Origin of the sequence: Bowmanella yangjiangensis (genome assembly GCF_017255015.1) — a bacterium.
Taxonomy (GTDB): domain Bacteria; phylum Pseudomonadota; class Gammaproteobacteria; order Enterobacterales; family Alteromonadaceae; genus Bowmanella; species Bowmanella yangjiangensis.
In genome coordinates this window covers 53,480-76,022 of sequence record NZ_JAFKCS010000004.1, presented here as the reverse complement: position 1 = coordinate 76,022, position 22,543 = coordinate 53,480, and the positions used below count along the sequence as shown (strand labels likewise).

Genomic DNA, 22,543 nt, shown 5'->3' with positions numbered 1-22,543 from the left:
TAAGATAGCGCATCCAAAATGCTCACTTAGTCCTTTGTGATGGAATGGATTGCGGTACTACTGGCTGGATTTTTCGGCGGGCTGTTAAATGCCGTTGCGGGCGGGGGGAGTTTTTTCACCCTGCCAGTTCTGGTCTTTGCTGGTCTACCTGGCATTTCAGCCAATGCCACAGGCACGGCGGCATTACTGCCTGGCTATATTGCCAGCGCCTGGCGATTTCGACGTGATATCCAGTGGCCAGCCAATATGGGCCTTTTTACCTTAAGCATCTTAGCTATAGCCGGCGGAAGCCTCGGTGCGGCGGTGCTACTGGTGTCCAGTGAACAGTTGTTTGCCACGCTCATTCCCTGGCTGATCCTGTTTGCCACCTTAGCATTTTTGTTCGCCCCCCGGCTGTTGCAAAGGCTGCAAGCCAAGACCAATCAAGTTCCTGTAACCACGAGAAAGTCTCAGTTACTGAATATCAGCATATTATTTGCGGTCTGTGTGTATGGCGGCTATTTCAACGGGGGTCTGGGCATTATCCTGCTGGCTGCGCTAGGGTTGATGGGGCAAACCAATTTGCACGGAATGAACGGGGTTAAAAACCTTATCTCCGCGCTCTTAACTAGCATAGCCGTCGCCGTTTATGCAGTAGGGGGCGCCATCTCTCTTCAGCATCTGCTGGTTACGGGTGTCGCTGCCCTCGCAGGCGGCTACGCAGGGGCCGCATTTGCCTACCGAATTCCTCAGACCTACTTGCGCTATTTTATCGTCGCCGTGGGCCTGGGTATGGCATTCGTCTTTTTCATTACCTCGGCATAACCTCTTTACTGGTTTCATTAAGCTGTCATGGTTTTGGGCTGGAATAGCCTGTCCTCCCCCTCAATGAGTCTTGTGCCTTGAAGTTATCTTGCCTCACTGCCTGTATATTTTTGTCTATGCAGCTCCCAAACATTGCCCAAGCTCACCCACAGGGCTGGCAAGCCAAGTTGGCCGGTCAACTGCGCTTGGATCAACGTTCGGGTACAGACCTGCGCTACCAGTATCGCCTGAGGTTTTATCCCGCCTATCAGATGAACCAGGACTGGAGCCTGCAGGCCTTTATCGCTACAGGTCAGGGGTTTGCTTCCAGCCACAACACCCTAGATGATGGTAAGGCCGATCACCTGTATCTGCGCCGTTTGTATGTGCGCCACGAGACCAGCGAGGGTAAAACCGAGATTGGCGTTATCCCTACCTACAAGGGGGACGTAGCCTCGACCGGGCTTGCAAAAGACGGCTGGATTAGCGGTCTGCGCCGGGTGCAAAAATTTAATGCTGACTCACGCCTGGAACTGGTAGTAGGTGAACTGGCCCATCTCGATAACGCCAATGCCTGGCAAAAGTGGCATAGCCTGAACTATGCCGAACTGGAGCTGAGCAGTCGTCTCAGCCAGGCCATAAGCTATGAACTGAGCCTGGAGCATATGCTGGGCGATAATTTCCTGCGTGGCGAGCTGCGCTATCACGCCAAGTCAGGACAAACTTATGCGCTGGAACTGATAGACCGACTGGACAGCAACAGAGTAAAGCTGGTGCTAAGTTTCGCTGCGTCCCTGCCCTGGCTGGGCACTGATACCGAACTGTTCAGCCATTACAGCTACGCCGACAAAAGCTTTGGCCAGCGCGCGGAACTTACCGAAGACTTTCTGGATTATGGTCATGCTATTGCCCTGGAGCTGGATGGCAAATTAGCTACACAGTCCTGGGGATGGTTCGCCAAATTTGAGCACTACGCCGCGCACAGCACCAACCGGGCGCAGATGGGAATTAAGTTTTCATTCTAACCGGGCAAGCCCAGTGGCAATACGGCCAGACAGCCCGGCGTATTGCCCTGCACATAAAAACGGCGCAGCTGCGCCGTTTTTCTTATCTATCAGGCCGGTGTTTTTCGCTGCACTAAGGTCATCAGTACAATCAACACTATTACCGCCGCCTGAGAAGCCAGGGTGACGCCATCGGCATAAATGCCCAGCCAGGTAGCTTCTGGCAGGTTCAACGGAATACTGACGATACTGCCGGTTTCCTGCAACGCCGCAATTCCGCGCCCGGCAAAGATCACCGCCAGAGCAAACATAATGGCAGCGTTGACTTTGAAGAACATGGCCACCGGCACACGCATGGCCAGCTTAAAGATCACAATACTCAGCACCACCAACAGCACGGTAGCCGCCAACATGCCAAACAGCACAGCCTGTTGCCCTTCCACACCAGCCTGTAACCACAAGGCTTGATAGAACAGAATTATTTCAAAGATTTCACGATACACGGCAACAAATGCCAGTACCGCAAAGCCGATGTTTTGTCCGGAACTGAGGCTGGCACTTAACTTCTCTTTGATATATTGCTGCCAGTTACTGGCATGGGCTTTGGAATGCATCCAAATGCCTACCCACAGCAAAATGGCAGTGGCCAGCAAGGCTGTCATACCCTCGGTCAACTCACGGCTGGCACCTGAAATATCAAACAAGTAATTGGCGACCGCCCAGGTTGCCACACCGCAGATCAGCGCGGCTATCCAGCCTCCATGCACATATTTCAGGCTGCCAGAGGCACCAGAGCGGCTCATAAAGGCATAGATAGCCGCCAGTACCAGAATGGCTTCCAGCCCTTCACGCAACAGGATAATCAACGACGCCACAAAGCTCAGCAAAGGTGACAAGCCGCCTTCGGATAACAGAATCTGTGCTTTGTCGAGGCTTGACTGGGCAAGCTGATAACGTTGTGCTAACACAGCTTCTGGCAGTCCATCACGCAGTCCGTCCCGATAGGCAAACATGGCCAACTCGATGTCCTTACGCAGGGTTTTGTCCAGATTGTCGAGACTGGCTTCCACCAGCTCAAAACCTTCCAGATAAGCGCCGATAGACAATTGATAAGCTTTGTCCAGGTTACCCGACTCTACCGCCAGCCAGGAATCAGCCAATGTTTGTTTAGCGTATGCCAAAGGAGATGGTTTATCCGATTCGATACTGTCCGGGTGGGCGCGCAGCTGCACAAACTTAGCAACATCCTGGCCACGAGCTGCAACCTGGGCGGGGGTCAGGGTAGCCAGCTCATCCAGACTAAAGGGCGATTTTACTTTCTGTTCTGGTGCTTCGGTCACATACCCTGCCACAAAAGCGGCCAGCGACCAGCGCTCGGCTTCTGACAGATTGGTATAACTAGCCATTCCTGTCCCTTCCACCCCCAAAGTAATAGTGTTGTACAACCCGAATAAGGTCAGCTCATTCATACGCTCGTTATCATGGAAGTTGGCGGGTGCAGGTTCCATTCCGGCCCCGGCGACACCATCTCCAAGACCGGTTGCACCATGACAAGCCGAACACATTTGCTGGTAGAGATTACTGACGCTGGCAGGTACAGGGGTACCCCGTGGTGCCAGTTTAATATCATAGGCCAGGGTCACAGCTTCACTCAGCGCCTCCGTCATGGCCTTGATCTCTGCACCGGGTCTCTTTTGTTCAATAAGCTGCTGCAGGGTGCGACTGTCCGCCAGCAATTGTGGCGTTTTTTCTGTAGCAGGCAGGCTTTGCAATATGGCCTCAACCGCCTCGGCAAACTCCACCTGCTCGACATATTCACCTTGATCGACCACCTGACCGTCAGCCACCGTCATGGGATAATCCACACCAACATAGGACAACAGATGCAAAATACGCTCTGGGCCTGGGCCGGAGGCAAACGCAAGCTGGCTTATCAAGCAGAATAACAACACCAGCGGTTGGATTATCCTCTTCATTAAATGCACCCTCTATTAATAACAATTCTCGTTTATTATTTCATCCCGCCTCAATGAGAACAACTCTCCTTTACAGATGAATTTTCACCACTGGCCGTTTTTCTTCACAAGTTAATTTGTCACCAATTATTGAAAGTAAAATGTTAATTAGTTGCAGAGCAACACGGAATTGAGTAGCTTCTGTTCACCCTTTCCAACATGGACTTGTGATGTCTACTTTGACTTCTGGAAGAATACTTTCCATCGATCTGTTCCGTGGCCTGACGATTCTGGTCATGGTGTTTGTTAACGAACTAGCAGGCATTGCCGACATCCCCGCCTGGATGAAGCACGTTGCTGCCGATGCCGACACTATGACCTTTGTCGACTTAGTGTTTCCGGCTTTTCTGTTGATTGTCGGTATGTCCATTCCCTTCGCAGTGCAAGCCAGAGTCAGCAAGGGGGATAACAGCTGGGAAGTATTCAAGCATGGCCTGGTCAGGGCTTTGGGTCTGATTATTATCGGTTTTTACATGGTCAACAGTATCGGCGGCTACGACGCGTCGGCTATGGCTATCAGCATTCCACTTTGGACCTTCTGTATGTACATCTCTGTGCTGCTGGTGTGGTGCAGTCTGCCCAAAGACTGGAGCAATGCATTACAACTCAGTATCAGAGCTGTTGGCATTGCCGGTCTGGCCATATTGTGGTGGTTGTTTGAAGGGCCGGACAATACCTGGATGACCTACCAGTGGTGGGGCATATTAGGCCTTATCGGCTGGGCATATCTGTTTGCCTTGATTGCTTATTTGCTGGTTGGTCAGCGCCCTTTGCTGATTGGTCTGGTCGCCCTGGGTTTTATTGGTCTATTCCCACTCTTTGCCCAATTCGAAGGCCAGTCGGGTTTACTGGGCTGGTTTGCCCAGGAAAATCGCAACCATACGCATACTGCCATGGTATTGGCTGGAACCCTGATGTCGTTGCTGTGTTTTGATAACCGTTATCCAAAGCGTCACCTGAATCTTGGACTGTATATTCTGGTCAGCGGTATTCTGGCTTATGTCAGCTGCCAGCTGTGGCCAATTTCTAAAATATGGGCCACGCCAAGCTGGGCGTTACTGAGCATCTTCTTTTGTAGTGTGCTGTTTGCACTCTTCTATCAGCTGTTGGAAGTACAAAAATACACCGGCATAGTTAAAGTATTTGAGCCTGCGGCCAATAACCCGTTGCTGATCTATATTCTGCCTTACATTCTTGCCGCTGGCTTGGGCAGTCTGGGTCTGACTTTGCGCCCAGAAGCGCTGTCTTCCGGTGTCCCGGGCATGCTGTGGAGTGTGGCTTTTGCCCTGGCGATGATGGTATTGGTCACCCTGCTCAACCGGGTAGGTGTGAGGCTGAAGCTATAACTGTCAGAAGCGATGAACCTTGGGCGCGCTGAGCAAATTAGCGCGCCTTTTGCTTAGCCTGCAAATAAAGCGACACAAATACTAAAACTCAGCCAGGCAGGAAAAAGCTGACTTTAAGCCCCCCACCCGCGCGATTGGATAAACTGATCCGCCCGTCATGGGCTTCAACAATTTCCCGGCAAAGCGCCAATCCAAGGCCAGTCCCTTCTCCCTTGGTGGAATAGAATGGCAATAAAGCTTGGGTTAATACCGCCTCAGACATACCACTGCCGCGGTCGCAAACCTCCACCAGCACGCCATTCTCCAGCGTCTTCACCTGTAAGCTGATATCGTCCCCGATAGAGCCTGACTCCGCAGCATTCTTGAGCAAATTGATCAGCACCTGTTGCATTTGGGCCGGGTCGAAAAAGCCTGGGGTGTCAGGCAAACTGCCTTCTACTTTAAATGCCCATTGGCCTGCCAGGCTGTCGACAAAGCCCTGCCAGTCAACCCGACTGCGATTAGGCTGCGGTAATTTGGCAAATTTGGCGTAACCCAGAATGAAGCTGTTAAGATGGCTTGCCCGCTCACCTATAGTTTCAAAAACTTTAACCAGCCTGGTATCCCCGTGCTGCTCCGCCAGCAAACGCCCGGAATGGACCATGGATGAAATAGGTGCCAGGGAATTATTCAACTCATGGCTGATAACCCGGATGACCTTTTTCCAGGTTTGCACTTCCTGGCGACTAAGCTCTCGGGTCAGTTGCTTAAACAGCAATAATTTATGCTGGTTACCGTTCATCAGAAAGCTGCCATGGGACAGATGCCAGGCCTCGCTACCTTGCTCGTCATCATCCTTCTGGACACTGAACAAACCGTCCCGCCCGGAGCGTATCGCCTCGACCATGGTCTGTGGCAGCGTCTCGAGCAAGCTTTCCAACGCCGCGCCTTCTATACGGCTCCCTTGCGCCAACAGCTCTCTGGCACTGGCGTTGGCGAAGATCACCCGTTCACTGTTGTCCAACAACATGACGGCCAGCGGCGAACTTTGCAGCACCTTATCCAGCATCAGTTCGCGCTGATAGATCCATTGCTTCTCCTGGCGCAGCTTATTCGAGGTTTCGTTATATAAGGCAGCCAGATGACTAATTTCATCCTTACCATCCACCGCCAGGCTGACACCAAATTCATTGTCACGGAAATTCAGCAATCCGGTTTCGAGCGCCACAAAGCGCTTGGCGACCCCATCAAACACATAATGGCAAAGCACGATGGCAACTAACGAAGCAAACCCCGTCACCAGCAATAACTGTGCAAAAGACACATCCAACACCAAGGCATACAGCGCAGCACTGGCCCAAACCGCAATCAGAGTGCAAACAATAAGTTGGTACTTAAGCTTAAACGTCATAGCAGCTCAAATTTCTCAAGCCGGCGATACAAAGCCTGGCGGCTTAGTCCCAGTTCACGGGCCGCTTTTGCAACTACGCCTTTGTGTTTGTCCATGGCCTGTTGAATCTCCTCAGGGCCAGGTTCAAGGCTTTGCTGTAGCGGCACATTTTTCCCTTGAATGGCAAAGTGCTCGGCTTCCAGAACGCCCACAGGATGCAGCACATTGGCCCGCTTGCAGGCATTTTCCAATTCACGCACATTACCTGGCCAGCTATAAGCCAACAATGCCCGTTCTGCTGACAAAGAGCATTCCCGCCCCGGCAAAAAATGCTCAACTAAGGGTAAAATATCGTCAGGACGCTGAGCCAGAGGCGGTAAACTGAGCTCAACGACATTCAGCCGGTAATACAAATCCTCTCGGAAACGACCGGCTTGAATATCGTCCTGTAAATCGGCATTGGTGGCCGAAATTAAACGCACCTTCACCTTTTGTGTAGTGGTAGAGCCCAGACGCTCAAATTCGCCAGTTTGCAGCACACGCAGTAGTTTAATCTGTCCAGATAAAGGCAAATTACCGATTTCATCCAAAAACAAAGTGCCACCATCGGCCGCTTCAAAGCGCCCGGCCCGACGCGCATTGTTGCCGGTGTATGCGCCTGCTTCAGCGCCAAATAACTCTGCCTCAATCAGCTCTTGGGGTAATGCCCCGGCGTTAACCTTGATAAAGGGTTTATCTTTTAACGGGGAATTGGCCTGAATAATATCGGCAATCCTATCTTTACCAGCACCATTGGGGCCGGTAATCAACACCGACACATCGGATTTAGCCAGTTGTAATGCCATATCCACCAAACGTTGCATGGTATGACTGCCATAGACCAAACCACAGAGGTCTTTTTCACTCAGCTCAGCCTGCTGCTGACGCTGACGCTGGCGAAAATGCTGATTTTCCTTTAACGCATTACCCAGTTCCAGCAAGTTGCTGATACTGGTTAACAGCTTGGTGTCATCCCAGGGCTTGGCCAGATAATCGGCCGCACCGTCTTTTACCAGTGATACTGCACTTTCCAGTTCGGTCCAGGCAGTAATCAGAATAATCGGCAGGTTGGGATTAAGCTCCCTCAGTTGGTAAAACAGTGCTTTGCCCTCCTCACCGGAGGTAGTGTCGGCGGTAAAGTTCATATCCTGGATAACCAGGGCAATGCGTTGATACATAACCGCTTGTACAGCCTCGGCAGGGTTACTGGCAAGCACAGGTTGATAACCATGAATTTCCAGCAACAAACTGAGGGCCTGCAACACCGCCTGGTTATCATCCACTATGAGGATTTTTTCCATTATCTCTTAACTTTCTCTATTCATTAGCAGGTAGCCGGGCGTACCCGGCTACTCTTATGACTGTTCAACACTTTGCCGTTATACGCTACGGGTAGCAATACTGGGTGAAATCAACGTGGCACGCTGAGCTGGCCAATACACTGCCAATACTCCCATCACGTAGATGCCAGCCAGGCTGTACAGGATAAACCAATTATCCAGACGGGGCAGAGAGTAATGACGCATCAATACATCACTCATGGCCAGCGCCAGTCCAACCCCCAGCACAATCCCAATCAAACTCACCAGAGTGTTTTCCAGCAGGAAGTAGCGCACGATGTCCGACTTTTTCGCGCCAAGGGCACGGCGGGTGCCAATCTGACGGGTGCGACGGCCAACATTAAACAACGCCAGACCACAAATACCCAATGCCGTAACCAGCAGTAGCACAGTGATTAATACCAACAGCATGTTCTTCATCAGGCGGTCCTGACTGGTCTGTTCTAGTAACAGCTTATCAACACCAGTGATACGGCTAACCACACGCTCCGACTCAGAAGCCAACAGCACCTTTTCCACTTGTTGCATTACTTCACCACGACGACCTGGTTCGGTTCTAATCAAAACCCGCTTAAAGGGTGCCGCCATCACTTGTGGAATCAAAGCCACATTATCGGCCTGTTCATCGTCCAGCCAAGGTCCCTTCATTGGCGCAATAATGCCGATGATTTTAAAAGGATTATCGCCAAGGTAGATGGTCTGCCCCAATCCATCACCGTCCGGAAACAGTTCATTCACGTAACTACGGGTTGCCAAAAGAACATTGGCGGTTTTATCGAAACCTTGGGAGTAAACCACATCAGCAGCCTCAAAATTACGCCCGTCTTCCAGCTTTACATCCAATGTATTCAGCAGGTTTTCGTCGGCCATAAAGAAGGCTGCACGGGCACCTCTGCTCTGTTGTGGTGTTGGCTTAAGATGGAAGTTGGTTGAGTCACCGCTGCCTGACAAAGGCACCTGATTGATGACCACCGCATCTGCCACACCGGGAATGGCACGCAGTAAGGTTTCATCTATTTCTTGCTGTTTAGCAATATCGACATTCTTGCCAAAGGTGTAGAGATTAAACCTGAACAGGTCTTCGGCCTTAAGACCGGTATCCTGATTCAGAAAGCTTACCCTGTCATGGATGATAAAAGCAGCATTACTAACGATAGCCAGGGTGACAGCAATCTGTACTATCAGTAACAGTGCACCGGTTTTACTGCGCCACAAGGCGTTAAATATGGGTTTAAGTTCAGACATAGCGGCGCTCCTATTGGGTTTTCAGATACAAGGCTGGGGTAGTGCGGCAGACTTTCCAAGCCGGGTAGCAGCCAGCCAGTAAGCAGGCCAGAATAGAAATAGTCGGCGCCGCCAGCCACATCGTGAGATCCATCTGGGCTACCGCTTCGTAACGACTGAAACCGCTGCGCAGCAAGTACAGACCAAGCTGCGCTATCAGCAACCCCAGCGCCCCTCCCGCCAGACCTAACATACCCACTTCCACCAGGTGCTGAGCAAACACCTGGGTTTTACTCGCCCCCAGGGCACGGCGTACACCAATTTCAGGAGCGCGCTTGAGAAACTTAGCCAACAGCAAGCTTAAAATGTTGGCCAGACACACGAACAGGAACATAAAGCTCAAGCCCACCAGAATCTTGTTGTCAGCACTGACAATCTGGCGATAGTCCAACCACTGGCTAATATTCTTAATATCCCCCTCCGCATCATCTCGCTTGAAACGCCCCAGTTTCTGCTGCTCCTTAATATAGCCGGCCATATAATCTCGAAAGTCCTGTTGTGCCTGCTTATCTTTTAATTCCACTTTGTATTGCAGCCAAACTACCTCCGAATTCAGCTTATCCTGATAGGTATTCTCCTCTTCGTATTTCCAGCCGTTGTTATTGCCCCAGCTTTTCAGCTCCTGAATAGGGAGCAGAGAGAAAGGAATAAACAGCTGTTCATTCTGCCCCCAGGCGCCATTGTTCAGGTCGTAGATCTGCGGCTCCAGCTTCCACGCTTTGAGAATACCCACGATCCGATACGACACTGAGTCCAGCACTATGTCCTTGCCCACATTATTGCCACCACCAAATAACTTTTGGTTAAGCTCATCACCAATCACCGCAACAGCTTCGCCTTGCAGATCCACCGCTTTGTCCCAAGCGGCCCCATAAGCAAAGGGGACCTCGTACATGGCGAAAAAGTCACTGTCAGCCGCTCTGGCCGTTTCAATAAAAGGCGGAATATCCGGATTGGCCGGTTTGACACCAAAACCGGTTTTCAGCATCGCAGTCTGGCGAAAAGGCACCGAGCCTTTACGCAAATTCATCGCATCCTGGTAAGTTAGCTGGAATGGCAGATTATCCGAAGTCCACCAGTCGGCTCCCTGGTCCATAGTGCGCAGTTGGACAGCAAACAGTTGGTCGTTTTTATGCGGCATGGGGTTAACCGACATCATGTGGTAAACCGACAAACTGGTCATAGTGACACCAATACCAATCGCAATAGCCAGCAGCATCAGTAAACTCACCACCGGAGTACGTCTCAAACTGCGCCAGCCTAAGTCAATATAGTGCAAGAACATCTCAGACCTCCGCACCGGCGCGCTGCTTTTCCAGCCCACCCTGATAAAGTTTGAAGTCACAAATCTGACCGTCCACTACCTGAATATTACGCTGGGCACGACGGGCCAGCTCGGGATCGTGGGTGACCATAATAATAGTGGCGCCGTCTTTGTTGATGTTCTCAAGCAGTTCCATCACCTGGCGGGCCATCAAGCTGTCCAGGTTACCGGTCGGTTCATCTGCCAGCAGAAAGCGAGGCTCGCCAGCCAGCGCCCGGGCTATGGCCACCCGTTGTTGCTGACCACCAGAAAGCTGCGCGGGTACATGTTTAGCGCGAGCGCCCAGACCAACCTGCTCAAGACAACGCTCAATACGACGCTTACGTTCGGCCGCTTTGATACCACGGTAGCGCAACGGTACTTCAACGTTTTCATACAGGTTCAGATCCGGGATCAAATTGAAGCCCTGAAAAATGAAGCCGATTTTCTGATTTCTCAGTTCAGCGCGGCCATTGTCAGACAGGCGCCCCACGTCAATGCCGTCCAGTTGATAGGTACCGCCGGTGTAGGTTTCAAGCATGCCAGCGATATTCAGAAAAGTGGTTTTTCCTGAACCGGAGGGACCAGTCACGGCGATAAACTCGCCTTCGTTGACTTGAAAATTAAAATCCCGCAGGGCATTGGTTTGTACCATTTCACTGCGATATACCTTGCTGATATTAGTCATAGATAGCATGATTTTTCCTTCTTAACTTTGTTGTTCGTTGCTGTCATGCCGCTTAACGCAGCATGACTTTATCTTGATTTTCAAAGGGATCCAGACTGGAGATAATCAGGGTGTCACCTTCTTTCGCACCGCTTAGTAATTCCACGTGGCTGATGCTGCTGACGCCGGTTCGAATGGCAGTACGATAGGCGGTCTCGCCATCCACCCGATAACTCAAACTACCGCCACTTTGTAAAAAGGCACCGCGTTTAACCATCAGCGTATTGGGACGATTCTCCAGCAGAATGCGCGCTGACAGGCGCTGGTTCTGGCGTAATCCCTGAGGTTGATCCAGTAACTTGACCCTGGTGGTCACCTGGCGGTCACGAACCTCAGGAGAAATGGCTTTTAACTGCCCAATCAGATTCACGCCAGCCAGTTGCAGCTCAACGTCCATACCCAAGCCAAGTTCGTCTGCATAGCTCTCTGGCACCTGCAATTCCGCTTCAAAGGCACTTAAGTCTACCAAGGTGATCAGGGGCTGGCTTTGACTCACGGCGGCCATTTGTTCAACCAAATGATTACCAACAATGCCGCTCACCGGCGCTCTAATTGCCAGGCTATCCACCTGACGCACAAGTTCTTGCACGACCAACTGCTGACGTTCGATAGCAATACCTGCACTTCTTAATTCAAACGCCAGAGTGTCTTTGGCAATTTGCACTTCCTGTCCGGCCAATCTGTAGTTGAGTTTGGCCCTGGCAAGTTCATCAATAGCCTGATCAAAATCACGTTGGCTTATCAGCTGTTTTTGCATGGATTGCTGAGCGCGGCGCTCTTCGCGCTGGGCCGCATCCAGGTCCACTTTGGCCAGTTCCAAAGTCCGGGTCAGCGCAAGTTCCTGCGCTCTGGCGTCCAAACGACGTCCTTCCAACTCGCCTTGTAAGGAAGCCAACACGGCTTGTTGTTGCTGAAGACTGTTGGCCAGTTCAGGGCTATTCACCTCTGCGACCACCTGATTCACTTCCACTTGATCTCCTGGCTGTGCTAACAGGCGCACATGACCGGACTGTGGGCTGTAGAGTATCGGCGCATTAGCCGCCACGATGTGGCCGGTCGCCGCGACATCCCTTATCAAGGTTCCACGTTCCACTTTCGCCGTAACCAAACGTGAAGCATCAACTGACTGGCTGGCATCCCGGCCGCCCAGCCATACCACGGTACCGGCTGCAGCCAACATCACAGCTGCTAGTGTAAAAGGTTTGCGCCAGCGTTGCGTGATAGAGCTACTGATCAGGGTATCCTGGCCACTGGTATCGCGAATCATTGTTGCCCCCTGCCGGTTAACTCAATACACAGATCGATAACCGGGGCGATAAGGCAAAGCATCAAAGGGACAGTGAGATAAATGGCTAACAGTTGCATAGCTTTCTCCAATTTCATTTCCGTTCTGAAATACTTAAAGCCAAGCTTGTGCCAACTTCACAGAAAAAGATAACCAATTGTTAAATATGAACATTTCTAATTTTCCAAGTTAATTAATGCTGTCCGCGGACAGAAAAACTGTCCGGCGCGGACACATTTGTACGGACACTTACAAACTCACATGGACCATTAACAACTATTTCACCAATTGCAGCGACACTATATGTGGGCAATGTGCCCGTATATTTGAGGAGTTAGATATGTCGCCCCTGCAAAAACTCACTTGCACTGTATTATTACTTTCACCTTTGTGTGTATCCGCTAAGAATGTCTATGTCGCCGCAGATGACATGGTAACCACTAAGCTATGCGTTAGCGCTGCAATGGACACGCCGATTCGCTTTCACATTCTTCAACAGCACTCAGGCCTGAGTGCCCGCCACATTGCTAACGATGTCCAATGTAATGGTAAGAATATCGGTGATTTTGCTTATCAAGCTGGCAATACTAAAATCGCGAAGCGGTTGAACCGTCTGAACCCCAGCGCCACCTATACGGAAATCCAGGATATCGCCAAGCAAGGAGAAGCAAAGGGAGATAAGATTATTCACGTCAGTGGCAGTTAACATACTGCTATCACTGCCCGTTTCAGGGGACGGGCTAGCTGAAGGACAGACGCAGCTAAATAGCATCTCTAGTTAGTGTGCGTCTGTCATCAATCGCTCAAAGCCTTGTTTTACCAGCGGCAGAAAATCCTCAACCAAATCAGATTGAGCAGCGGGATAAGCAGCATATAAAGGACGTACCTGACCTTTTTCCCCAACTCTCTGCAAGTCAGGTTTAACTGAGTCAGTTCATCCTCCGGTTAGCAGCCTGGCTGCCGCAGCAAAAACTTGTCGAACCCATGCCATAATTCTCCATGTTCTATGCCCGTAGTCTGCTATGATAGCCGCAACAATCAAAAGCCAGCACGCGGTCAAGGTTTGCAAACCAGCAAACACAAATATGCGCCGAGCCGGCAGGCAGGTCTGCTGCCACCTATTCCCTGGTGCAACACAACGACTTAACCTGGTTAACTCTGTGTGTTAAAACCGATCTCGAAAGTAGAACAATGTCAGGAGCCTTAAGAAATATGTCAGCATTTGGCACAGTATTTACCCCGGAGATGATTATCTCCCGTTTTGAGAATAACAGCTGGAGCACACCTCAGACTGTCAAATCAGACAGTATCAATCTGCACCCTGGAGCCCACGTGCTTCATTACTCCAGCACCTGTTTTGAAGGCTTGAAAGCCTTTCGTCATGCTGATGGCGGCATCTATGTTTTCCGTATGGACAAAAACGTCGCTCGCATGGCGCAGAGTAGTGAATTGTTATCTTTGCCAAAAATTGATCAGGCTATGCTGAGCAACATGATCACTGACATAGTTCGTCGATATGCTGCTGATGTGCCTAATCCTCCGGGCTCTATGTATATTCGCCCGACTCATATTGGCACAGAACCATCCATCGGAAAGGCTGCAGCCCCCAGCATGCAGTCATTAATGTACGTGCTGCTTTCTCCTGTGGGCGATTATTTTGCCGGCGGCGCCAAGCCACTGCGACTGTTGCTGGAAGATAATGCCCGCTGTGCCTCGCATATGGGGATGGTGAAAAGCGGTGGTAACTATGCCAGTGCATTACAACCTATCATGAGAGCCCGCGCGGCTGTGCAAGCCGATCAAGTTCTGTTTTGCCCCAACGGTGATGTACAGGAAACGGGCGCGGCGAATTTCCTGCTTATCGATGGCAACGAAATTATCACCAAAGCACTGGATGCCAGCTTCCTGCATGGTGTCACCCGTGATTCTATCCTGACCTTGGCTCGCGATCGCGGTATGACAGTATCAGAGCGCCAGCTAACAGTAGACGAATTGCTGGAACGTGCAGCCAAACCCGGTGCGGAAGCCGCCCTGTCTGGTACTGCCGCAGTACTGACCCCAGTGGGTACCTTAATTCATAATGGAAAAGAGCATACTGTGGGTAACGGCCTTGGCGGCCCCACCACTAATGCTTTGCGTCAGGCGCTGAATGAGGTTCAATGGGGTCAGGCTGAAGACAAGCATGGTTGGCTAACCAAAGTCTGCTAACACTCAGACACTAAAAATCTGCACTTCATAAGTAAGCCGGACACTTGTCCGGCTTTTATTTCCCCCCAGGAAAGAGACACCAACATTCAGCAACAGCGCCTGTCTATCATCCCGCATCAATCTGAAACCGACCCAAAGCGTATCTCAGCCTGCTAGCCATATTGCTGACAGCCGATGAAAAATCATAAATATCAATAAATTGACACTTTCTTAAAAATTATTATTGCGAATCATTCTCATTTATTGCAATATAAACCTGCACTACACACCCAAGTCTACTGGTCTTTCTTGGGATTCTTACCGGGCGAGTTCTCCATGGCCCGCCCGGGTTTTTCTCTTCGTTATTATTGAGACCAGAACATACTCAAGAAAGTACTTACAGATTGCTCCCCCGTATTTCGCCCTCAGTAGAAAGTAAGCTTGTCATCAGGTTTTACAATTTCACTACAATTTAGACGGAACCTAACGCTCCCCTGCAAACACAGCTTTGATACAATCCGGCGCAATTACAGATAGATAGGGATCACAGCATTGAGAAGGATAACTGCGGCAGCATGCTTGCTGGCTTGTCTCGCCTTGCCAGTGCTGGCCGAAGAACAGCCCAAGGAACCAAGTGACTGGAGCTGGCAGATATCCCTGGGCTTATCTGCCTGGGATGAAAAATCGTTACTCAAAGGCTCACCAGGGAATAGTGAACTGCCAGTTTTACCTACCTTACAAATTGACGTCAGTTATAAGGATTTCTTTGTCGAAACACCCAGCAGGCGTTTAACCAGCTTAAGCAATTACGCCTTGTGGGGTTACCACATCTACCAGGATGAACATTGGCAAATCGACGCTATCAATGGTTCATACATGCCAATTCTGAGCGAAACCGGCTATTCGCAACACGGTTTGGAGGTGATAGAGGAACTCAGAGGCATTGAAGAAAGAGACTCCGACGGCAGTCTCGGCATTCGGATCCAGCGCTTTGACGCCAACAGGCATTACTCCATTGAAATCGCGCGGGATTTCAGTGGTAGCTATAACGACTTCTTACTGCAGGCTTACTACAACTATATTATTCAGGCACGTAACTGGGATATTCAACTAACTTTAGGGCTTAATCTTTATAGCCGTGACTTGGTTGACTACTATTTTGGCATTCGCCCTTCTGAAGCCACGTCAACCCGGCCAGTCTATCAAGGAAAAGCCGCTTATCGACTGCATTTTGGTGTATCCAGTCTTTACCCCATAAACGAGAAATGGTTACTTGAATTGGGCTTTGGTGTAAGTCAATACAGTCGGGGCGTGTCCGATAGTCCAATTGTGGCGAGTGATATGGAAACCCTCGGCATGGTCAATGTGCGTTATGTATTCTAAGGGATTAGTACTATTAGTACTGGCCTTCGGGCTACACGCTGAAACGTCGCAATCCCCGTTGCCGGAACAGATGCAAGTTTCGCCAGATACTTGTGTTGCCATCAACAAAGGACGCACTTGCTATACCCATGTCAGTGTTGTCTGGCAGTTACCGTATCAGGGTGACTACTGCCTATTTTTGGAAGGCTCAACAGATCCTTTGGCCTGCTGGCAAAACCGCCGGCAAGGGGAATGGCAATTTGAATTCTCTTCATCCACCAGCACGACATTGCTGCTTAAGCAGGGTAACGACACGTTACTGAGACGGGAAATTCAAGTTAACTGGGTGTATGAATCTCAGCGCAGAAAGCGCAACTGGCGTTTGTTTTAAGAGGGCTAACGATGCAGCTTTATGGAAAAATCTTGCTAGTGGAAGACGACGCATCACTGGCACAATGGGTATTAGAGTACCTACAAAATCAGGGCTTTGATGTGTACCTTGAAGCCCGTGGCGATCAGGCAATCGCAGCTTATCGTCAATGTCAGCCAGATCTTATTCTGCTGGATCTTATGCTACCGGGTTTAGATGGTATTTCCGTGTGCAAGGAAATCCGCCGTATTAGCCAGGTACCTATCATCATGCTGACCGCCCAGGGGGAAGAGCTTGATGAAGTGATTGGCCTGGAAGTCGGTGCCAATGACTACTTGGTCAAGCCTGTCAGACCCAGGGCCTTGCTGGCCCGTATTAAAGGTCAGTTGCAGCGCAGTGAAAGTGGCGACAAAGATAACCAGAGTCACATTCTGCAATTTGGTACCTTGAGCCTGAACCGGGATGCAAACCGTACCCTACTCGACGGCCAGGAAATTGAGTTATCCAGCAACGAATTCGCCATGCTCTGGTATTTGGCCAGCCACGCCGGACGAATTATCAATCGCGAAGAAGCGTTCCGGGAGCTCAAGGGCCGCGAATATGACGGTTTAGATCGCTGGTTTGATGTCATGATTTCCGTGTTACGCAAGAAGTTGGGGGACGATACCGATCCTCCCAAGCGCATAAAAACAGCCTGGGGAAAAGGTTATCTGTTTGTCGCCGATGCGTGGGATGTGGCAGGTTGAGCCACATATCCCTGCAAGTTCTTCGCAATTATTTACAACATGGTGAATCACAACTCGCTAAGATCAGCTCATCTACGCCGTTTAATTTAGCCTATCGGCAGATCTGTCAATGAGCCGTATTTATATCAGTTTGCTGTTTACTGCCCTGCTCACCTTGTTCTTACTGGGCTGGGGTATTGATAACTGGGTTGAACAACACCGGGAAAGCCAGCACCCGCAAGACTACCCTCACCTCAGTCAAATGTTTGCCGCACTAACAGAAAAAATTGCGCAAAGTGACACCGATCTGAAGCAACAGGTGGAACAACTGAACCAGTTCCTTCCTGTGCCTTTGACCTTGGAGTCTTCATCAAACCTGGCCGTTCCAAAAGATTTGCGCGAAGCACTGCGCCAGCCAGGCGGCTTGCTGCTGGATTCAACCAATGGTCCCTATCTGTTAGCCGAACTCCCCTCTCACCCCGACTATTTATTGCGAATGGCGCTACCGCCGGTCGAACAGGGAGATATGGACCGCGATCTTATGCTAACCCTGGCGGTATATTTGGGCCTGGCACTGATGATGGGCATTTGGCTACTACCTTTAACCAGACGCTTATCCTTATTAACCCGCACCGCCCATCAGTTTGGTCAGGGAGATTTACATGCCAGAGTCCCGGCCAGCTCACTGTCCTATATTCAGGATCTGGAGTTCAGCTTTAACCAAATGGCTCAGCGCATCGAACAACTGATAGCTGAAAACCGACTGTTGGCCAGCAGTCTGTCCCATGATTTGCGCACCCCGCTGGCTTGTTTCCGCTTTGGTTTGGAAGCCGCACTGGATAGCCAGGAGAATGAAGAAAAAAATGCCTATTTGCACAGATTAGAAAACGATCTGGAGCGGATGGAAAACTTGGTTGCGGCTTTTCTTGATTTCGCCAGCCTTGAGCGCCAGGCCGCCAAAATACAGCCCAAGGTTTTAAACCTGACAACACTGCTTACCGATGCCACGGAGCAAAACACCCCGCTAGCGCTTAAAAACAAGCTGACGCTCAATGCTGACATTGGTGAAGAGCCCCGTTGGGTGATGGGTGATGCCATATGGCTGCATCGTGCCATCAGCAATATCATTAGTAACGCCACTCGCTATGCAAATAGCTGCGTCACCATGAGCCTGCATAGCTTTAAAGAAAGGTTAGAAATTCATATTGAAGATGACGGCCCAGGTATCGCTGATGAGAAACTACAGGATGTGTTTAAGCCTTTTGTCAGCCTAGAGCAAAATCGACAGCGCAATAATGACAATTATGGACTGGGTCTGGCTATTGTAGAGCGAGTCGTGACCTGGCATGGCGGTAGTATCCGAGCGGATCGCAGTACAATGCGGGGCGCCCGCTTTGTGCTTAGCCTGCCCCGCCATTCAAAATAGTTACCCCTCGGGCGTTAATCTGACCTTAGTGGGGTAATAACAGATGTCCAGGTTGCCGTTGCCTTTGAAATGAAAGAACGCATTGTCCATATCCCGGCCTCTTTTCAACCGGGCTTGCATAGCGGGAGAGTCCTGTTCTTGCACTTGCAAGGCCAGCCGCTGCTCAGCAGGTATATCGCTGGCGATTCTGGCTCGTACAATTTTGCCCTTTGGCTGATCCTTTGCAATAACGCCCATGTCTACTTCCGGGTTGCCTCTGGGCAAGCTCTGAATTAGTGGCATGCCCCATAGCACGCGGCCAAACACACTCATGTTACGATCCAGATGACGGGGTGCCTGACCAATAACGATATAAAAATCGGTACTGCCGCTATCCGCGTCGGTACTGCGGGCCATCGCCAGTGTACCGGGACAATGCACCAGCCACTCCTGTTTATCCTGGTGGTCTCGCGCGGCGGCAAACCCCTTTAAGTAGCCGGTTTGCTCAGCAAACAAGTCCGGCGCCTGAACCAGGCTGAAATCACTGTCTTGGCTTATAGGCCGGGTAAATTCGGCTTGCAGGTTTTGCTTATGCTCAGACGCTCTGGTTTCACTGACATCGCCGGCCTGGGCCACAAAACCCTCCACCACCCGATAGAAATCCAGTCCGTCGTAGTAACCTTCCTTTACCAGCGCTTTAAATTGTTTAACATGCTGGGGAGCCATAAAGGGGGCCAGCTCCAATACAACCGGCCCTTGTTCTAACTCTAAGTAAACCAGGTTATGCGCCTCTGGGGTGCGCCATTCATCGGCAGTGGCAGTGGCGGCTAGCAGAAACAAACCAGCTAAAGCGTACTTCATTCCATTTCCTTATTATTAGGGGATATGGAGCTATCATCTTCTTTGTCTGCAAAAGCTGCAAGTACAGTAAGCCGTGAGTGGTTGTGTTAACCTTGTCGGCAATTCTCATCCGTTCTTCCCTTGTATGCTGCGTCATTTTGCGATTATTTCTGTGTTCCCCCTGTGCCTGTCTGCCAACGAACTGGAGCGTATCAGCGTCACTGCAAAGCCAGCACAGTCGCTGCCACTTAGCCATAGCCGCATTGATGCAGAACAGCTGTCCCTGCTTGGGGCGACACACATCGCCGAATCTCTGGCCAGCCAGCCAGGCGTATGGATCAGCCGTGGCAATGGTCAGGAGCATCTCACTGCCATTCGCTCACCAGTCTTAACCGGCGCCGGCGCTTGTGGAGCATTTCTGGTAAGCGAAGACGGTATTCCCATCAGAGCCAGTGGCTTTTGCAACGCCAATCAGCTATTTGAGCTGAATAGCGAGCAGGCTTATGCTGTTGATGTATACCGTGGACCAGGCAGTAGTTGGTACGGTTCCAACGCCGTACATGGGATTATCAATCTAACCAGCCGCCCTTTGCCTGAGTATGCCACCTCAGAAGTGAAGATAGAGGCAGGCCCACATCAATACCAGCGAGGCAGTTTCGCACTTGGCAATCCGGATTTTCTGGCGTACGGAAATCTCGTCCATGATGGTGGCTATCAAGCATCATCGGGGTATGAACAGCAAAAAATCAACCTGGCTTACCAACAGACGCTGGGCGAATGGCATGTAGTCCATCGCCTGGCTGCTACCCACCTGAATCAGCAAACCGCTGGCTATATCAGTGGCTATGATGCCTATCGGGACAAAGATTTACGTCGCACTAATGACAATCCTGATGCCTACCGACACGCCTCCTCCCTGCGCTTTGTTAGTAGCTTCAGCCATCAGCTTGATGAGCAGCAAAGCTGGCAGATTCGCCCTTATGCGCGCTGGCAGCAAATGGACTTTCTGCAACACTATGTGCCGTGGCAGGCCCGTGAAGACAATAGCCAGCAATGTGTTGGCTTGCAGACCCGGTATTTATTCGAAAGCGAAAAGCTTAACTGGCAAGCTGGTATGGATGCCGAAGTCAGTGAAGGTGAATTGCAGGAATTTCAGGATAAGCCTTTCAGCCCAAACATCCCTCAGGGAATGCACTACGATTATCAGGTAATCGCTCGTAACCTGTCCCCTTTTGCCAGCCTGACATGGCAAACCGATACGCAATGGCAGCTTACCGCCAGTCTGCGTTTTGACCTGCAACAATACGATTATCGCAATCACTTGAGTGAAGGCAGCGCCTGCGCCGAGTCGGTCAGCGTTTGCCGCTTTTACCGTCCTGATAGCCAGACTCTGACTTACCAGCAATGGTCACCGTCATTGGCAGCACAATACGCATTGAGTGCCTCAAGTCATGTTTATGCGCGGGTCAGCCGTGGCTACCGCGCTCCGCAAGCAACTGAGCTGTTCCGCTTACAGGATGGCCAGGAAGCTGCCAATCTGGATGCCGAGCAGTTAACCAGCATTGAAAGTGGCCTGCGCGGCAACTGGGGAACCCTGGATTACGACCTGGCGTTGTATTGGATGGATAAGCAGCACCTGATCTTTCAGGACACTGAACGTCAAAATGTCAGTAATGGACACACCCGCCATCAGGGCATTGAAATCGCACTGGCGGGCCAATTAGGTACTCAGTGGTACTGGCATGCTACCGGCAATCTAGCCAAGCATACTTACCAAAGCGCGGTAAAACTGGCCAACGAAAATATCGCAGGAAACGACATGGATACTGCGCCTCGCCAACAATTCTCTGCACGAGTGGGCCGACGCGGTGTTGATGATTCGGTGCTGGAACTGGAATGGTTGCATATGGGCCGCTATTACCTGGATCCACAGAATAGCGCCAGCTATCCAGGCCATAGCTTACTGCATCTGCGCGCCCAATATCCACTCAGTCAAAACTGGCAAATCGGCTTAAGGCTTATCAACCTGACCAACCGTGACTACGCTGAACGCGCAGATATAGGTTTCGGACAATATAGGTACTTTGTTGGCCAGCCCCGTTCGCTTTATCTGTCAGTAAGTGCTAACTGGTCATCGTGAAATTCGCTGATACACAGATGATTCCGGCCATTGCCCTTAGCCCTGTACATGGCTTGGTCAGCCCGACCTAGCCATTGATAGCCAGTCTCACCATCCTGATACTGAGCAACCCCCAGTGAAATCGTCACCTGACAATCACTGATGGTGGCGCCGGCTATATCGCTGCGTAACTCTTCGGCCAGCAGGCAGGCTTCCCGCAGACCTGTGTTGTCCGTGATCACAACAAACTCTTCGCCACCAAACCGATACAAGTGGTCACTACGACGTATTCGGCGTTGGATTATATCGGTCACCGCGATCAGAATGCGATCGCCTTCATCATGACCATAACTGTCGTTAAAGTGCTTGAAATTATCCAGATCCAACAAGATCAGCGACATGGGCAAATGCACGCGCTGAAAATGGTGCACTGCCTCCAATAATTTTTCCTCCAACGCCCGGCGATTACCGGCACCGGTGAGAGGATCTTTAATTGCTAACCTGAGTAATCTGAGCTGTTGCTCTTTGGTTCGCCAGGCAAAAATAAACGCGAACCCCATAGTCGCGAGGGCAGATAACACAAAGCCAAACAGATGTAGCATGGTTATCTGAGACCACAGCAAAGTGCTCAAGACCAAAATACTCAGACTTACAATAGCCAATGCTAACCAGGGACGTAAAAGGAAAAACACCACAAGAGCGGCAGGATAGAACCAGAACAGCTGATCTGCGCCTTTGAGCATCACTGTCATGACCAACACCAGTTGACAAAGACCGACAAATACATGGCTCATCAATACCGTATTACCGCTGAAGTAGACACGTATAAAAATGCCAAACATGGCTACAACAGCAAAACCGTCGAGTGCGGCCAACAACCAATCTCCACGCAGCAAACGCAACAAGGCAAAAGTCAGAATAATCAACGCACCCAGCAGGCTGATGCTGATTAAGATCCACTCTTCGGTGCTGCGCTGCATCTTTTGCATATAGTTTTTACTGACCTCTTGTTCAAAAAACAGTACCAGCAGATGCAGCAA

19 protein-coding genes are annotated in these 22,543 nt (G+C 50.7%); 10 read left to right on the top strand and 9 right to left on the bottom strand.

The features are described from left to right. The first annotated feature begins 39 nt into the window (after positions 1-39). On the top strand, positions 40-804 hold the full coding sequence (locus J0A65_RS06120; RefSeq protein WP_206593259.1) for a sulfite exporter TauE/SafE family protein: 765 nt from the start codon (positions 40-42) through the stop codon (positions 802-804). Positions 805-920: 116 nt separating this feature from the next. Next, complete coding sequence (locus J0A65_RS06115; RefSeq protein ID WP_206593258.1) at positions 921-1,808, top strand: hypothetical protein; 888 nt, start codon at positions 921-923, stop codon at positions 1,806-1,808. 89 nt (positions 1,809-1,897) lie between these two features. On the opposite strand, the gene J0A65_RS06110 is transcribed toward J0A65_RS06115, so the two are convergent. Beyond that, positions 1,898-3,763, bottom strand: a complete 1,866-nt coding sequence (locus J0A65_RS06110; RefSeq protein ID WP_206593257.1) for an FTR1 family protein — start codon at positions 3,761-3,763, stop codon at positions 1,898-1,900. Between the two features lie 209 nt (positions 3,764-3,972). Here J0A65_RS06110 and J0A65_RS06105 point away from each other — a divergent pair, with 209 nt between their 5' ends. Then, a complete protein-coding gene (locus tag J0A65_RS06105; protein WP_206593256.1) occupies positions 3,973-5,148 on the top strand; it encodes a DUF5009 domain-containing protein in 1,176 nt (391 codons plus the stop codon). A gap of 88 nt (positions 5,149-5,236) precedes the next feature. On the opposite strand, the gene J0A65_RS06100 is transcribed toward J0A65_RS06105, so the two are convergent. The 6 genes from J0A65_RS06100 to J0A65_RS06075 form a co-directional block, all read right to left on the bottom strand. Then, complete coding sequence (locus tag J0A65_RS06100) at positions 5,237-6,538, bottom strand: sensor histidine kinase (RefSeq protein WP_206593255.1); 1,302 nt, start codon at positions 6,536-6,538, stop codon at positions 5,237-5,239. Further along, the gene (locus J0A65_RS06095; RefSeq protein WP_206593254.1) at positions 6,535-7,857 is read right to left on the bottom strand and encodes a sigma-54-dependent transcriptional regulator; all 1,323 of its coding nucleotides are present in this window, start codon (positions 7,855-7,857) and stop codon (positions 6,535-6,537) included. Before J0A65_RS06095 ends, J0A65_RS06100 begins: the two co-directional genes overlap by 4 nt. A 78-nt stretch (positions 7,858-7,935) precedes the next feature. Continuing rightward, positions 7,936-9,141 carry an ABC transporter permease gene (locus tag J0A65_RS06090; RefSeq protein ID WP_206593253.1) on the bottom strand — a complete coding sequence of 402 codons (1,206 nt, stop codon included), beginning with the start codon at positions 9,139-9,141 and terminating at the stop codon, positions 7,936-7,938. Positions 9,142-9,151: 10 nt separating this feature from the next. Continuing rightward, positions 9,152-10,465, bottom strand: a complete 1,314-nt coding sequence (locus J0A65_RS06085) for an ABC transporter permease (protein WP_206593252.1) — start codon at positions 10,463-10,465, stop codon at positions 9,152-9,154. Position 10,466: 1 nt separating this feature from the next. Then, a complete protein-coding gene (locus tag J0A65_RS06080; protein ID WP_206593251.1) occupies positions 10,467-11,180 on the bottom strand; it encodes an ABC transporter ATP-binding protein in 714 nt (237 codons plus the stop codon). Between the two features lie 43 nt (positions 11,181-11,223). Beyond that, positions 11,224-12,477, bottom strand: a complete 1,254-nt coding sequence (locus J0A65_RS06075; RefSeq protein ID WP_206593250.1) for an efflux RND transporter periplasmic adaptor subunit — start codon at positions 12,475-12,477, stop codon at positions 11,224-11,226. 358 nt (positions 12,478-12,835) lie between these two features. Between J0A65_RS06075 and J0A65_RS06070 the strand changes: the two genes are divergently transcribed. From J0A65_RS06070 to J0A65_RS06045, 6 genes are all read left to right on the top strand, one after another. After that, positions 12,836-13,201, top strand: a complete 366-nt coding sequence (locus J0A65_RS06070) for a DUF3718 domain-containing protein (protein WP_206593249.1) — start codon at positions 12,836-12,838, stop codon at positions 13,199-13,201. A 485-nt stretch (positions 13,202-13,686) separates the two neighbouring features. Beyond that, positions 13,687-14,703 (top strand): branched-chain amino acid aminotransferase, encoded by a 1,017-nt coding sequence (locus tag J0A65_RS06065; RefSeq protein WP_206593248.1) that lies wholly within the window; start codon positions 13,687-13,689, stop codon positions 14,701-14,703. A gap of 558 nt (positions 14,704-15,261) precedes the next feature. Next, positions 15,262-16,065: a MipA/OmpV family protein gene (locus J0A65_RS06060; protein ID WP_206593247.1), complete on the top strand. Its 804-nt coding sequence runs from the start codon at positions 15,262-15,264 to the stop codon at positions 16,063-16,065. A 70-nt stretch (positions 16,066-16,135) separates the two neighbouring features. Then, complete coding sequence (locus J0A65_RS06055; RefSeq protein WP_206593246.1) at positions 16,136-16,435, top strand: DUF3019 domain-containing protein; 300 nt, start codon at positions 16,136-16,138, stop codon at positions 16,433-16,435. A gap of 11 nt (positions 16,436-16,446) precedes the next feature. After that, positions 16,447-17,160, top strand: coding sequence for a response regulator (locus tag J0A65_RS06050; protein ID WP_206593245.1), 714 nt, complete (start codon positions 16,447-16,449; stop codon positions 17,158-17,160). 109 nt (positions 17,161-17,269) lie between these two features. After that, positions 17,270-18,565 carry a sensor histidine kinase gene (locus J0A65_RS06045; RefSeq protein ID WP_206593244.1) on the top strand — a complete coding sequence of 432 codons (1,296 nt, stop codon included), beginning with the start codon at positions 17,270-17,272 and terminating at the stop codon, positions 18,563-18,565. Here the strand turns inward: J0A65_RS06045 and J0A65_RS06040 are convergent, their stop codons facing one another. Beyond that, positions 18,566-19,405 carry a peptidylprolyl isomerase gene (locus tag J0A65_RS06040; protein ID WP_206593243.1) on the bottom strand — a complete coding sequence of 280 codons (840 nt, stop codon included), beginning with the start codon at positions 19,403-19,405 and terminating at the stop codon, positions 18,566-18,568. A gap of 73 nt (positions 19,406-19,478) precedes the next feature. Between J0A65_RS06040 and J0A65_RS06035 the strand changes: the two genes are divergently transcribed. Next, complete coding sequence (locus J0A65_RS06035; protein WP_332874302.1) at positions 19,479-21,524, top strand: TonB-dependent receptor; 2,046 nt, start codon at positions 19,479-19,481, stop codon at positions 21,522-21,524. Here J0A65_RS06035 and J0A65_RS06030 read toward each other — a convergent pair. Further along, positions 21,491-22,543, bottom strand: coding sequence for a GGDEF domain-containing protein (locus tag J0A65_RS06030; protein ID WP_206593242.1), 1,053 nt, complete (start codon positions 22,541-22,543; stop codon positions 21,491-21,493). The two genes, J0A65_RS06035 and J0A65_RS06030, sit on opposite strands and share 34 nt — an antisense overlap.

Coding starts and splice junctions, on each gene's coding strand:
- J0A65_RS06095 (WP_206593254.1), bottom strand. CDS start 7,857: ATGGAAAAAATCCTCATAGTGGATGATAACCAGGCGGTGTTGCAGGCC.
- J0A65_RS06050 (WP_206593245.1), top strand. CDS start 16,447: ATGCAGCTTTATGGAAAAATCTTGCTAGTGGAAGACGACGCATCACTG.
- J0A65_RS06085 (WP_206593252.1), bottom strand. CDS start 10,465: ATGTTCTTGCACTATATTGACTTAGGCTGGCGCAGTTTGAGACGTACT.
- J0A65_RS06115 (WP_206593258.1), top strand. CDS start 921: ATGCAGCTCCCAAACATTGCCCAAGCTCACCCACAGGGCTGGCAAGCC.
- J0A65_RS06065 (WP_206593248.1), top strand. CDS start 13,687: ATGTCAGGAGCCTTAAGAAATATGTCAGCATTTGGCACAGTATTTACC.
- J0A65_RS06110 (WP_206593257.1), bottom strand. CDS start 3,763: ATGAAGAGGATAATCCAACCGCTGGTGTTGTTATTCTGCTTGATAAGC.
- J0A65_RS06090 (WP_206593253.1), bottom strand. CDS start 9,141: ATGTCTGAACTTAAACCCATATTTAACGCCTTGTGGCGCAGTAAAACC.
- J0A65_RS06070 (WP_206593249.1), top strand. CDS start 12,836: ATGTCGCCCCTGCAAAAACTCACTTGCACTGTATTATTACTTTCACCT.
- J0A65_RS06045 (WP_206593244.1), top strand. CDS start 17,270: ATGAGCCGTATTTATATCAGTTTGCTGTTTACTGCCCTGCTCACCTTG.
- J0A65_RS06080 (WP_206593251.1), bottom strand. CDS start 11,180: ATGCTATCTATGACTAATATCAGCAAGGTATATCGCAGTGAAATGGTA.
- J0A65_RS06120 (WP_206593259.1), top strand. CDS start 40: ATGGAATGGATTGCGGTACTACTGGCTGGATTTTTCGGCGGGCTGTTA.
- J0A65_RS06105 (WP_206593256.1), top strand. CDS start 3,973: ATGTCTACTTTGACTTCTGGAAGAATACTTTCCATCGATCTGTTCCGT.
- J0A65_RS06055 (WP_206593246.1), top strand. CDS start 16,136: ATGCAAGTTTCGCCAGATACTTGTGTTGCCATCAACAAAGGACGCACT.
- J0A65_RS06100 (WP_206593255.1), bottom strand. CDS start 6,538: ATGACGTTTAAGCTTAAGTACCAACTTATTGTTTGCACTCTGATTGCG.
- J0A65_RS06040 (WP_206593243.1), bottom strand. CDS start 19,405: ATGAAGTACGCTTTAGCTGGTTTGTTTCTGCTAGCCGCCACTGCCACT.
- J0A65_RS06075 (WP_206593250.1), bottom strand. CDS start 12,477: ATGATTCGCGATACCAGTGGCCAGGATACCCTGATCAGTAGCTCTATC.